This window comes from Mycobacterium sp. NGS40, assembly GCF_059812735.1.
Genome location: NZ_JCALDG010000018.1, coordinates 27,514 through 40,197 on the forward strand (window position 1 = coordinate 27,514; position 12,684 = coordinate 40,197).

The window sequence follows — 12,684 nt, forward strand, 5'->3', positions numbered from 1 at the left end:
ACTCATTGCTGTTTAGCCCACTCCGTCGCCAGCAACTGACGCGTCTCGCGCAGTAACTGCGGGATCACCTTCGCGCCGCCGACGATCGTGATGAAGTTCGCGTCGCCGCCCCAGCGCGGCACCACGTGCACGTGCAGGTGTTCGGCCAGCGACCCGCCCGCCGACGTTCCCAGGTTCAGGCCGACGTTGAAGCCGTGCGGCCGCGACACGTTCTTGATCACCCGAATCGCCTTCTGGATGAAGGCCATCAGCTCCGCGCTCTCGGCGTCGGTGAGGTCCTCGATTTCGGACAGCTTCCGGTAGGGCACCACCATCAGGTGCCCGGGGTTGTACGGGTAGAGGTTGAGCACGGCATAGACGAGTTCGCCGCGCGCGACCACCAGACCCTCTTCGTCGGGCAGTTGCGGAATGTCGGTGAACGGCTCCTCGGGTTTGCCTGAAGCGTTGGGGCCACGCTTGGCCGGCGCCTCGGCCAGGTACGTCATCCGGTACGGCGTCCACAATCGTTGCAGGTGGTCGCGCTCGCCGACACCTCTGTCGAGAATGCTGTCCTCGCCGCGACCGGCGCCGTCCTGCTCACTCACCGCCGGCTACCTTTACCAGTTCTTGTGTGGGAGCGGCATTCTCGCGGTCGGCAATCCACTTGACGATGGTATCGATCGCGGCGCCAACCGGCACGCCGTTGATCTGGGTGCGGTCGCCGAAGCGGAAGCTGACCGCCCCGCCCTCGACGTCGCGGTCGCCCGCCAGCAACATGAACGGGACGCGCTGATTGGTGTGGTTGACGATCTTCTTGGCCATCCGGTCGTCACTGCTGTCCACCTCGACCCGCACACCACGCGAGCGCAGTTGCGCGGCAACATCTTCCAGGTAGGCCGCGTGCTCGTCGGCGACGGGGATGCCGACCACCTGCACCGGCGCCAGCCACGCCGGGAAGGCCCCGGCATAGTGCTCGGTCAGAATGCCGAAGAACCGCTCGATGGACCCGAACAGCGCCCGGTGGATCAGCACCGGCCGCTGCCGCGAACCGTCCGGCGCGGTGTATTCCAGCTCGAATCGGTCCGGCATGTTGAAGTCGAGCTGAATCGTCGACATCTGCCAGCTGCGGCCCAACGCGTCCTTGACCTGCACGGAGATCTTCGGCCCATAGAACGCCGCGCCACCGGGGTCGGGAACGAAATGCAACCCGGAGGCCACGGCCACTTCCCGCAGCACTTCGGTCGCCTCGTCCCACATCTCGTCAGAGCCGGAGTACTTCTCCGGGTCCTTGGTGGACAGTTCCAGGTAGAAGTCGTCGAGCCCGTAGTCGGCCAGCAAGTCGAGCACGAAGCGCAACAGCGAACTCAGCTCGTCGCGCATCTGCTCGCGCGTGCAGTAGATGTGCGCGTCGTCCTGGGTCATGCCGCGCACCCGGGTCAGGCCGTGCACCACGCCGGACTTCTCGTAGCGGTACACGCTGCCGAACTCGAAGAGCCGCAACGGAAGCTCGCGGTACGAGCGTCCGCGGGACCGGTAGATCAGGTGGTGCATCGGGCAGTTCATCGGCTTGAGGTAGTAGTCCTGCCCCGGTTTACGCACCGAGCCGTCCGCGTTGAACTCCGCGTCCAGGTGCATCGGCGGATACATGCCGTCGGCGTACCACTCGAGGTGGCCCGAGGTGATGTACAGCTGCTCCTTGGTGATGTGCGGGGTGTTGACGAACTCGTAGCCGGCCTCGATGTGCTTGCGCCGCGAGTACTCCTCCAGCTCGCGCCGGATGATGCCGCCCTTGGGGTGGAAAACCGCCAGCCCGGAACCGATTTCGTCGGGGAAGCTGAACAGGTCCAGCTCGACGCCCAACTTGCGATGGTCGCGCCGCTGCGCCTCCTCGAGCAGCTCCAGGTGCTTGTCGAGCGCCTCCGGTGACTCCCACGCGGTGCCGTAGATGCGTTGCAGGCTGGCGTTGCTCTGGTCACCGCGCCAGTAGGCGGCCGAGCTGCGGGTGAGCTTGAACGCCGGGATGTGCTTGGTGGTGGGGATATGCGGCCCGCGGCACAGGTCACCCCAGACCCGTTCGCGGGTGCGGGGATTGAGGTTGTCGTAGGCGGTCAGTTCGTCATTGGAACCGGGCGGGCCCACCTCCATGACGTCGGGGTCGCCGGACTTGTCGTCGACGAGTTCGAGCTTGTAGGGCTCGTCGGCCAGTTCCTCGCGCGCCGCCTCCCTGGATTCGTAAACCCGCCGGTCGAACAGCTGCCCGTCCTTGACGATCTGGCGCATCTTCTTTTCGAGCTTTTCCAGGTCTTCGGGGGTGAACGGCTCCGCTACGTCGAAGTCGTAGTAGAAGCCGTCCGCGATGGGCGGCCCGATCCCCAGTTTGGCCTGCGGGAACAGGCTCTGGACGGCCTGGGCCAGCACGTGTGCGGCCGAGTGCCGGATGACGCTGCGGCCCTCGTCGGTATTGGCCGCGACCGGGACCACCTCGGCGTCGGCCTCGGGCACCCAACTCAGGTCTCGCAGCTTGCCGTCGGCGTCGCGCACCACCACGATCGCGTCGGGCGTGCCCCGGCGTGGCAACCCCGCCTCCCCGACCGCGGCGGCCGCCGAAGTCCCGGCAGGAACCCGGATCGGGGCTTGCGGCGGTCGCAAACCCGGCGCAACCGGGTGCTGCGGGTCGCCGCCGTCTGCTCCGGGGACGGACTCTGCGGGGGCGCTCATCTGCGGTGGTCTCCAAGGTTTCTGCGGGATGTGATCGGCGATTAATTCAGAGTCATGCTATCGGGGCGGACCTCGCAGAACCCACGGCGTTAACGGCTGCCGGGCCTCGCCGCCATCGCGACACTGAACCCACGCACCCGACACGCCGGTGCAGGCCTGCGTGGTTTCAGACTCGGCGCACCTGGTCGCCGCGGCGTCAGGGCTGGCCCGGCTTGAGTTTCACGAACAACGCCTCGGCTTCGGCCAGCAACGTGTCACCGTCGGTCAACTTGCCCGACACGAAGATTTTCCGGCCGTCCACCTTGTCGATGCCGGCGTCGAACTGCAGCTCCTTTTCGATCGGCACGATGTGGCGGTAGTCGATCTTCAGGTAAGCGGTGCGCTGGCGCGGGCTGCCGGTGAGCACCGACGTCGTCAGGCCGAGCACGGTGTCGAACAGCATGCCCAGCGATCCGCCGTGCACCGCGCCGTTGCGGCCCAGGTGGAATCGCGCGAAGCGCGCCCAGCCCGCCATCCGGCCGTCCTCGGTCTTATGCGCCCCGATCGGCACGGTCAGGATGTTGCCGCGCAGCGGCAGGTCCATCCGGCGGCCCGACGGCGACGCCCACTCGTCGGCGTCGTACGGGCTCAGCAGCGCGGACAGCTTCTCCAGCGTGTCCGCGGCCTCGGTGATGACCTCGTCGGGCGCGTCGACGGCACGGGCGTGATCTTGCAGCTTGCGCACCGCGTCGATGAACCGGCCGTAGTCGGGGCCGCCCTTGGTCGTCGGCTCGGGTGGGTTGAATCCCCCACCGGGGTGTTTCTGATGCTCGCCGGCCACCAGAACACCGTATGCGAGCCGCGAGACTGCAACTACCGACGGGTTCACTCGCGAAACGCGTCGTGGAATACAGGTTCGCGGCTAGGAAGCGGCGGCCGCCATGGTCTCGAACTCCTCGTCGGACAGCGTGATCTCGGCCGCGGCCACGTTCTCCTCCAGGTGCGCCACCTTCGACGTGCCCGGGATCGGCAGCATCACCGGCGAGCGCTTCAGCAACCAGGCCAGGGCCAGCTGCGACGGCGACGCGTGGTGGTCGGCGGCGATGCGCTGCAGCGGGCCGTCGGCAGCGGCCAGCGGCCCGGCCGCCAGCGGGAAGTACGGGATGAAGCCGATCCCCTGCTCGGTCGCGACGTCCAACAGCGGTTCGGCGCGGCGAACGGTCAGGTTGTACATGTTCTGCACCGACACGATCTCGGTGATCCGCAGCGCCTCTTTGAGCTGGTCGACGCTGACCTCGGACAGGCCGATGTGGCGGATCTTGCCTTCTTGCTTGAGCTTCGCCAGCTCGCCGACCTGGTCGGCCAACGGCCACTTGGGGTCGACGCGGTGCAGCTGCAACAGGTCGATGGTCTCGACACCCAGGCGGCGCAGGCTCATCTCGACTTCCTGCCGCAGGTACGCCGGGAAGCCCATCTCGACCCAGACATCCGGACCGGTCCGCAGAAACCCGGCCTTGGTGGCGATCACGATGTCGTCGTAGGGGTACAACGCCTCGCGGATGATCTCCTCGGAGATATAGGGACCGTAGGAGTCCGCGGTGTCGATCAGGTCCACGCCGAGTTCGACGGCGCGGCGCAACACCCGAACGCACTCGTCGCGATCAGCCGGCGGGCCCCACACGCCCTTACCGACGATGCGCATCGCCCCGAACCCGAGGCGGTTGACGGTCAGATCGCCGCCGAGCGTGAACGTTCCGGACGCAGCGGCAACAGTTTTCGAGTTTTGTGTGGTCACGATTACGACCGTACGCTCGGGCGGGTGGACTTAGCCGCACTCGAGAAACTTCCGCTGACATACTCCGAGGTCGGTGCCACCGCGGCCGGTGAGCAGCCCGCCGGGTTCCACTATCAACACGTCGAGCGCCAGATCGGCACGGGCCGGCCGCGATTCGAGCGAGCCGCCGAGGCAGTGATGTACTGGGGGATGCAGCGCGGGTCGGGGCTGCGGGTACAGGCGTCCTCCGAGGTCGTTGTGCAGGACGCGGTGGTGGTGGTGCGGCTGGGCTTTGTGCCCGCGCCGTGCCGGGTCGTCTATGTGGTCGACGAGCCCGACATCCGCGGGTTCGGCTACGGCACCCTGCCCGGCCACCCGGAATGCGGCGAGGAACGCTTCGTCGTGCGCCGCGACCCCGCCACCGACGCGGTCTTCGCCGAGGTGTCGGCGTTCTCCCGGCCGGCGACATGGTGGAGCAAGGCGGGCGGACCGGTGGTGAAGATCGGCCAGCGCCTGATCGCGCAGCGCTACCTGCGCGCCGTCTGACCGCTACGCGCCCCAGCCGGCCAGCAGCCGGTGGGCGCCGCTGCACATCGTGTCGATGACCTCGGCCACCGACGCGTCGTCGCGGATCATGCCGACGCCCTGACCGGCATCGACCGGGGCGATGCGGCGGTCGTCGGCGTCGATCGCGGCGGCCAGCTCGTCGCAGGCCGGCGCATCGAGCGTGTCCTCTTTGCCCGCGTAGCGCGCGACGAACTCATTGCGCAACACCCGAGACGGGAACCGCGCCGGCCACGGCAGACCGTTGGCGACGTCGAAGGCCCGGGTGACCGCGGTGTCGGTGGAGCGGGCCGCGATCAGGGCCTCGCGGCTGCCGTCGCCGGTCAGCGCCTCCGGACAGGCCGCCAGGCGAGTGCCCACCCAGGCGCCGCTGGCCCCGGCGGCCAGCACCGCGGCCAGGCTGCGCGCCGACGCGATACCGCCGCCCGCGAGCACCGGCACCGACACGGCGTCCAGCACGTCGTCCAGCAGCGGCAGCGTGCCGAGCCTCGTATCGCCGTGCCCGCCGCCCTCGGAACCGCGCGCGACTAGGATGTCGACGCCCGCGTCGACCGCCTGACGCGCTCCCAGAGCGTCGTAAACCTGTGTGACAGTGCGGATTCCGGCGGCGTGCGCCTTGTCGACCCACGACCAGTCGGTACCGAAACTGACCGACAGCAGTGCGGGCCGCGCGGCCAGGGCATCGTCGAGCAGTCCCGCCTCGGTGCGCATCACCCAGTCCACCAGCCCGATTCCGAATGGGCCGTCGACGTGACGCAGTTGGGCAGCCAGCAGCTCCCTGGTCGCGACACTGCCCATGCCGATCATGCCCAGACCGCCGGCGGCACTGACCGCGGCGGCCAGCCGGCCGCCCGCGACGCCGCCCATCGGAGCGTTGACGATGGGCACCCGCAGGCCGAGCGCGGATGACCAGGGCGTGGATAGCATCGCCACTAGTGCGATTGGCCGGGGATGCTCTTCAGCACGGTCAGCATGATCACCGAATCCTCGACCGCGTGCAGGGCATGGCGCTGCGGCGGGATCGCGACATGGTCGCCGGTCTTACCCTCCCAGGAGTCACTGCCGGTCGTCAGGCGCACGTGACCCTGCAGCACCTGCAGCGTCGCCTCGCCGGGGCTGTCGTGTTCGGACAGGTCGTGGTCGGCGAGCAGGGCCAGCACGGTCTGCCGGAGTTCGTGGTCGTGTCCGCCGTGGATGGTGTGGGCGGCTCGGCCGCTGTGCGACTGCCGGGCTTCGGCCAGCTTTTCGGTGGCCAGGCTGGTCAGCGAGATCGATTCCATTGGTAGGTCCCCTCGTGCGGCGGTGGGCTGACGATCGGCCTTCGGGTATCACGCGGTCAATAGCAGTATCCCCGCCACGATCAGCGCCACGGTCTTGACCACCTCCAGGGCGATGTAGGCGTAGTGGGCGCGGGAGCGGGGTGCGTCCAGCCCGGCCAGCACCTGGTCGGAGCGGCGGGTCAGTTGGGGCCGCACCGCGACCAACTGGATCGCCAGCGCCGCGAACGCGACAGCGAACGCGATGCCGATCCGCATCGGCATCGGACCGTCCACCACGACCGCCAGGATGATGATCGCGAACGCGACCTCGACGGTGTTGAGCGCACGGAAGACGAGGCGCCCGATGCCGAGCCCGATCTGCAACGTGACGTTGGGCGCCCGGAATTTCAGCGGCGCTTCCAGGAACGAGATGGCCAGCACCATGCCGAGCCAGACGAAGGTGACCGCGACGGCAACCGCCATTTCGGTGTTCACTCTCAGGCCTCCTGCAACTCGAGGTGTGCCAGATCGGGTTCGACGAACGCGTCGAGACGATCGACGGCGCCCCCCAGGTTTCCAACGCTCCCTGCATGAGCCCGAGGCGGGCCGACTGACCGCCGTCGCGATCATCGCGCGCGAGCCGAATCAACGGGCGTGGCTGTGCGCGATGCCCGACGCCGTCTCCACGCGGTGTTTGATGCCGAGCAGCAAGCCCCGCGTGCCGAAGGCCACTACCGGCCTGGCCAGTTCCATGGCGAACACCGCGCCCGGTCGGCGCAGCGCGATCCTGACGCGGGACAGGAGTCGCACCCGGTCCTCCCAGTGCGGCTGAACGTGGAACGACCACACCACATCCGAGACCGGGTTCGACGTCGTGGCATGGAGCACCAGGTACTTTTCCGGCACGATCTCCGTGACGCTGAACGTCACCCCGTCGGGCTGACCCAGCCAGCCCTCGGGCGCCAGGCGAATGGTGTCTCCCACCGCGAGCTGTTGCCATTCGGGGTGCACTCGATCGGTGTGGTGGTAACCGAGACCGATCGCGTTCATCGCGCCCTCGCAGCCGTAGAAGCCGGCGCGGTCCTGGCCCATCTGCAGCAGCCATGGCCAGACCGCTGCCGTGGGGGCGTCGATGTAGATCGCTTCGGTTGACTGGATGGCGGGATCGGCGACCAATCTGTCGCCGGGCAGCAGCATCCGGCATTCCGCTTTGGTTGTGCCCCAGTTGCGGTAATAGCGTCGGGCACCGTACAACAGCGCGAGCAGCGCCGCTGTCCTGGTGATCGGTCCGATCAGATGCGTCATGCCGTCCCCACCGAATCTTGCGCGAATGGTTGGCCGTACTGGTCGATCTGACCACGTGTCATTGCGCGCCGGTAGGGACCGAAGTCCCCTTTGCCCTGCATCAGCGCACACCCAGGGCGGATTCGAGTTCGACAAGGCATTGCTCCGTCAGCGGAATCAGCGTGTCGATATCCGGCACGACGTCGCGACCAGCCGCGTAGCCGAATCCGATGCGGTCGGAGTACGAGCAGGTCGTGACGTTGAGCGCCATCCCGTCGTAAACGGTCGACACCGGATAGATCTCCTCGATATGAGCGCCGTTCCAATACATTTCAGCCTGAGGACCCGGCACGTGCGATATCGGGAGGTTGAACCCCGTCCGTATCTTCGGCGTGAACGGCAGCAGCGGAGAAATGACGGTGGCGGCGATGCTCGCCGCATTCGTCAGTAGTGATGCCGCCGATCCCCGTTTCGCGACCCACCGTTTACCCTCCGACATCGATCGGTGAATCAGTCGTAGTCGTGCGATCGGGTCATCCAGATTTGTTCCCAACGGGCACAGCCAAAGACCGAACATGTTGCCATGCTGGTCATTTGACGGGTCAACGATGCGATCGCGCACCGTGATCGGGCAGACGCCAACCAATGAATGGTCGGGTATTTCATCGCGGTTGCCCAGCCAGAGCCGTACAACTCCGGCCACCATGGCGGTGACCACGTCGTTGGCGGTGACACCGGCCGCCTCTTGCACAGCCTGGATACGATCCTTGGCCCAGCTGCCCGCGCAGACCGCCCGCTCGGTCCCCAGCCGGCCGTTGAACCGGGTGTAGGGCGCTCCGAAGGGCCACCCGGTCGTGTAACCGACAAGGCCGTCCATCAGCGTCGACAGCTCCCCTGTGACGACTCGTTCGATCAGACCGACGCTCGACGCCGTGGTGTCGATCACCGTCCGTAGCGGCGCGGTAAGACGAGACACCAATCCCGGTGACACGGGTGGGGACGAGGATCCGTCGCGGTGCTCGGCGTAGAAGGGCGGCATCGACCGCCGCTTCGGGTCACTGCTCAATGCGTCGGCGATCATCCGAAGACCGGCCACACCGTCGATCAGGGTGTGATGCACCTTGATGTAGAACGCGAATCGACGATCCTGGAGACCATCGATCAGATAGGACATCCACATCGGACGGGACCGGTCGAGGCGTTCTTCATCCAGCTCGCCGATCAGCCGCCAGAACGCGTCGTAGCCTCCGGAGACGGTGCGGCGCAAGCAGTGTCGGCTCACATCGAGTCGCTCGCTGTCCCGCCACACCCAGACGCCGGCGGTGTCGATACCACGATGCGGGTATCTGCGAAGCCGGGCGTCTATCGATCCGTTCGCGGTGAGTGTTTCCCGATACAGTTCGTCGACGTAGCCGGGTCCGGCATCCGCCGGCGGCGACAGGATCAGCACGGCGCCGGCGTGCATAGGGCTCGACACCAACTCCGCGGCCATCATCGCCGCATCCAGCGGATCCAGCGGATGCATGTCAACCTCCGCAACTAGGCAGGGCGGTCGCGCTGCGTGGCTGGCCCGTCCAGCAGGCCGGACTGCAGCAATGCCTCCCACACAAACCGCTGCACGGGCTGTGAGCGGAAGAATCCGGTGTGACCACCGCGATACCAGACGATCTCCGGTTTACCCCAGTGCTGCCAGAGGCGGGTCACCTGCTTGCGGGGATGTACCACGCGGTCGGCGATGCCGGCGTAGATGAAGCGGCCCCGCGCGGGCACCAGCGCAGTGAGCGACAACGGCGAGACCATGCGACCGATGGGTTCGGCCAACTCCATCGTCTGCCGGCGAGGGTCGTCGTGACCGAGACCCGAATGGCGCCCCAGCAATTCGACCAGGTCTGCCACGGGCACACCAAGAATCGCACAGGTAAGACCCTTGTCGAGGCTGGCCACCAGCGACGCGATGTAGCCGCCGAGCGAAAGGCTGTTCAACCCGATCAGCGATTCGGGCTCCTGTAAGCGAATCCAGGACAACAGCCGCCGGATGTCCCACACCGCCTGAGCCGTCGCGTGCACGTCGTCGAGCACATCCTCGCCCGGGAACACCGCCCCCTTGGGCAAGCCGCGCGCTCGGGGCCCATGCATGGGGAGAACCGGCATCACCACGTTGAGTCCGAGTTCGTCGTGCAGTTTCCACGCCCGGAAAAGAGCGAGATCCAGTGCAGCACGGCCCATTTCGGTGCCGTGAATACACACCAACCAAGGGCGAGGCTGCGGATGGCGCAGCAGCAGGGCGTATTCGCGATTATTCGCGGTGTAGCTCATCCATCGTTGGGCGCCCGGTTCACCGCTACGCGGTGCGTACCCACTGTCGAAGAAGATGCGCTGGAATGAGCGCCTGCGCCCTTTCACCTTCCGGATCTCGACGTCGGAAAGCACTGGTGGCTCACCGAAGAACCCCCTGGGCTTTTCCAGCCAGCCCTTGTCCCCGTAGAACTGGACCCCGTCGATCACCTCGCGGGTGATGCGCTCGAACACATCGGGCCGGCTGATCGGGCGGCGCGCCTTCAGGCCCACCAAGACGACCTCGTCGCGAAAGGCCTGGGCCGTCAGCGCGATGGTGGGCCGCGCGATCGGGAGCTCGTCCGACGCACGACCGAGGTAGTCGCGCCACGACCGGGTGACGTACTGGCCGGTATGCACGAAAGGGGTGATCGCCTCCACCAACGCACCGCCGGGCGCGCTTCGATGAGAAGCGGCCGACTGCTGTCGGTCGTCGCCGGTCGGCGTTGCCATGACGGCACGCTAACACCGCCTCGGTTCCGTCCGTTAGGGACCTAGGGCCCGTTGCGGATCTCGAAAGTCCAGCTGGGACAAAGGACTTTAGTCACTCGTGCTGACCCCCCGAAACGTCGTACCGTCGTGGGCGTCCGCAAGACTTTGTTTCGAGTAGGAGTGGGGATCATGACAGAGGCACCGGCAAAACCCGAGCCGCGCTGGGCCGAACTTTCTGACGACGTGCTCGAGTCGGTCGAAAGTGGCCGCAAGCAAGCGATCGACGCGGTACGCAAGTTCGTCGATCAGATCAGCCCTGTGCTTCCGGAGCAGTCGCGACGCAAAACCGTCGTCGACGCCGCACTGGACCTGGCGGAGGAATTGACCACCGCACGGATCGAGTTCTTCCGCAGTGTGGTGCACAGCGCCGCGGAGGCCACGAGTAAGTAGCGGCCGGATAAGGCGTTGGCCGGGCGGTTGCGATCCAACTGCCCGGCCAACCGTATCCTCAGCCGGCCGCGCGCGAACTTTCCACCTGCGTGCGAAGGCGGGCCGCAAATGCCGCGGCACGATCCAGGTCGTGCTCATTGGGCCGGTCCCTGTTGATCCCGCCGATGAATCCGAATGGGCCGACCGTGTCCCACCCGCGGCTGGAAAATGAACCGATCACGTCAAAACCCTTTGCTTCGAGCATTTTCCGCACCGGTTTGCGGTAGCCCATGAGTGGAATCTCGCGGGCGCCGCTGGTGAAGAAGGTGAAAGCCCGGACCTGGTGCACGCCCGGCAGATGGCGTATCAGGCTGCGCAGCCTGGCATCGACCGCCATGTAGTAGATACCGGACCCGAAGCCCACCAGGTCATAGCCGCCCAGTGTCGCGGGGTCGGCCACCTCGGGGGCGATCACCTCGCAGTCGAGCACCTGCGCCATCCGGTCGGCGATGCGACGGGTATTGCCATGCGATTTCGACGAGCAGACGATCAGCGCCTTCATGGGCCGACTCCCTTCCACAGAACTGCCCAGACGCTTCCATGCTGTGCCGCCGCCCGCCTGCCGGTAAGGGCGGAAAGCCACGAAGGCCCGGGGCGTTGGTCACTTGTCGACATGGTGCGACACACCACGGGACTTAAGGCCCTTATCAGGGGGCTAATGACTCTGGCGAGTTCGCGGTCGCCCTTCATACGTTGACCAGCAGCAGACGAAGACACAACAGCAAAGGTGCGACATGCGATCCGAACGTCTCAGGGGGCTGGCAAAGGCGGAAGGCCCGTTCGCCTCGGTGTATTTCGACGACTCGCACGACACGGCAGGAGCGGTCGAGCAACTCGAAGCGACGTGGCACGAAATACGCAAGCACCTTGAAAACATGGGCGCGGGACCGGAACTCATCGGCACGCTCGAGGACGCGGTGTGCAACCACCGCCCCGCGGTGGGTCGGCGCGGCAGGGCGGTGATCGCGACCAGCGACCACGTGCTGATCGACGAACAACTCAGCTGCCCACCCCCGAGCACGGTGGTTCGCTTCTCGGATTACCCCTATGTCCTGCCGCTGATCGAAGGCGAGTTGCGGCAACCGGTGTACGTGTTCGCCGCGGTCGACCACACCGGCGCCGACATCAGCCTCTACGACGGCACCACCGTCACATCCACTCGCGTCGAAGGCGCCGGATACCCGGTGCACAAGCCCGCCACTGCCGGCTGGAATGGCTACGGCGACTTACAACACACGACCGATGAAGCTATTCGGATGAACTGCCGTGCGGTCGCTGAACACTTGACCCGGCTGGTGGACGAAGCCAATCCCGAGGTGGTGTTCGTCAGCGGCGCGGTTCCGGCACGCGCAGATCTGTTTGCCGAATTGCCGGAACGGGTTGCCCAACGGGTCTCGCAGTTGCACGGCGGCGCCCACAAAGGCCGCGCCGACGAGGAAGAGGTCCACGAAGCGACCTCGGCGGAGTTCGCCCGGCGTCACGGTCTCGAAATGACGGACATCGCAAGCCGATTCGAAGCCGAAATCGGGCGCGGATCCGGCTTGGCAGCGCAGGGGCTCGCCGACGTGTGCGCGGCACTGCGGGACGGCGACATCGACACACTGATCATCGGCGACCTGGCCGATGCCGTCGTGGTCACCGGCCGAGCGCTCACCACGATCGCGCCCGATGCCGACGCGTTGTCCGAACTGGGCGAAGCGGTGGAGCGCATCGCACGGGCCGACGAGGCGTTGCCGTTCAGCGCAATCGCCGTCGGCGCCTCATTGGTCCGGGCCGACGATCGGATCGCACCGAACGACGGAATTGCCGCGTTGTTGCGCTATGCCGCGACCGACCGCCTTGCCGGCCGGCGACCTTAGGATTGGGCCGATC

14 protein-coding genes are annotated in these 12,684 nt (G+C 66.7%); 3 read left to right on the forward strand and 11 right to left on the reverse strand.

The genetic code is table 11. The annotated features are described in order from the left end of the window. Nucleotides 1–2: 2 nt before the first annotated feature. The 4 genes from AC5Y5O_RS23780 to AC5Y5O_RS23795 form a co-directional block, all read right to left on the reverse strand. Entirely contained in the window at nt 3–584 is a 582-nt protein-coding gene (locus tag AC5Y5O_RS23780) for an ATP adenylyltransferase (RefSeq protein ID WP_096286558.1), read from the reverse strand. Next, the gene (gene thrS / locus AC5Y5O_RS23785) at nt 577–2,697 is read right to left on the reverse strand and encodes a threonine--tRNA ligase (RefSeq protein ID WP_500027719.1); all 2,121 of its coding nucleotides are present in this window, start codon (nt 2,695–2,697) and stop codon (nt 577–579) included. The genes AC5Y5O_RS23780 and thrS overlap by 8 nt, the downstream gene beginning before the upstream one ends. A gap of 196 nt (nt 2,698–2,893) precedes the next feature. Next, complete coding sequence (locus tag AC5Y5O_RS23790) at nt 2,894–3,520, reverse strand: PaaI family thioesterase (protein ID WP_500027796.1); 627 nt, start codon at nt 3,518–3,520, stop codon at nt 2,894–2,896. Between the two features lie 78 nt (nt 3,521–3,598). Next, nucleotides 3,599–4,471 (reverse strand): aldo/keto reductase, encoded by an 873-nt coding sequence (locus AC5Y5O_RS23795; RefSeq protein ID WP_500027723.1) that lies wholly within the window; start codon nt 4,469–4,471, stop codon nt 3,599–3,601. Nucleotides 4,472–4,495: 24 nt separating this feature from the next. Between AC5Y5O_RS23795 and AC5Y5O_RS23800 the strand changes: the two genes are divergently transcribed. Next, the gene (locus AC5Y5O_RS23800) at nt 4,496–4,996 is read left to right on the forward strand and encodes a DUF1990 domain-containing protein (protein ID WP_500027726.1); all 501 of its coding nucleotides are present in this window, start codon (nt 4,496–4,498) and stop codon (nt 4,994–4,996) included. Nucleotides 4,997–4,999: 3 nt separating this feature from the next. Here AC5Y5O_RS23800 and AC5Y5O_RS23805 read toward each other — a convergent pair whose 3' ends face one another. From AC5Y5O_RS23805 to AC5Y5O_RS23830, 6 genes are all read right to left on the reverse strand, one after another. Next, nucleotides 5,000–5,941: an NAD(P)H-dependent flavin oxidoreductase gene (locus AC5Y5O_RS23805; protein ID WP_500027728.1), complete on the reverse strand. Its 942-nt coding sequence runs from the start codon at nt 5,939–5,941 to the stop codon at nt 5,000–5,002. A gap of 5 nt (nt 5,942–5,946) precedes the next feature. Further along, complete coding sequence (locus AC5Y5O_RS23810; protein WP_096286550.1) at nt 5,947–6,294, reverse strand: cupin domain-containing protein; 348 nt, start codon at nt 6,292–6,294, stop codon at nt 5,947–5,949. A gap of 48 nt (nt 6,295–6,342) precedes the next feature. Next, nucleotides 6,343–6,756, reverse strand: coding sequence for a hypothetical protein (locus AC5Y5O_RS23815; RefSeq protein ID WP_423790889.1), 414 nt, complete (start codon nt 6,754–6,756; stop codon nt 6,343–6,345). A 162-nt stretch (nt 6,757–6,918) separates the two neighbouring features. Continuing rightward, nucleotides 6,919–7,578: a hypothetical protein gene (locus AC5Y5O_RS23820; RefSeq protein WP_096286546.1), complete on the reverse strand. Its 660-nt coding sequence runs from the start codon at nt 7,576–7,578 to the stop codon at nt 6,919–6,921. A gap of 100 nt (nt 7,579–7,678) precedes the next feature. Continuing rightward, on the reverse strand, nt 7,679–9,082 hold the full coding sequence (locus AC5Y5O_RS23825) for a wax ester/triacylglycerol synthase family O-acyltransferase (RefSeq protein WP_500027730.1): 1,404 nt from the start codon (nt 9,080–9,082) through the stop codon (nt 7,679–7,681). Between the two features lie 14 nt (nt 9,083–9,096). Further along, nucleotides 9,097–10,344: an alpha/beta hydrolase family protein gene (locus tag AC5Y5O_RS23830; protein ID WP_500027732.1), complete on the reverse strand. Its 1,248-nt coding sequence runs from the start codon at nt 10,342–10,344 to the stop codon at nt 9,097–9,099. Between the two features lie 168 nt (nt 10,345–10,512). Between AC5Y5O_RS23830 and AC5Y5O_RS23835 the strand changes: the two genes are divergently transcribed. Then, nucleotides 10,513–10,773: a hypothetical protein gene (locus AC5Y5O_RS23835; protein ID WP_096286542.1), complete on the forward strand. Its 261-nt coding sequence runs from the start codon at nt 10,513–10,515 to the stop codon at nt 10,771–10,773. 58 nt (nt 10,774–10,831) lie between these two features. Here the strand turns inward: AC5Y5O_RS23835 and AC5Y5O_RS23840 are convergent, their stop codons facing one another. Beyond that, nucleotides 10,832–11,314, reverse strand: coding sequence for a flavodoxin family protein (locus tag AC5Y5O_RS23840; protein ID WP_500027734.1), 483 nt, complete (start codon nt 11,312–11,314; stop codon nt 10,832–10,834). A gap of 232 nt (nt 11,315–11,546) precedes the next feature. On the opposite strand from AC5Y5O_RS23840, the gene AC5Y5O_RS23845 reads away from it, so the two are divergent. Next, nucleotides 11,547–12,671, forward strand: a complete 1,125-nt coding sequence (locus AC5Y5O_RS23845; protein ID WP_500027735.1) for an Rv2629 family ribosome hibernation factor — start codon at nt 11,547–11,549, stop codon at nt 12,669–12,671. Nucleotides 12,672–12,684 lie beyond the last annotated feature (13 nt).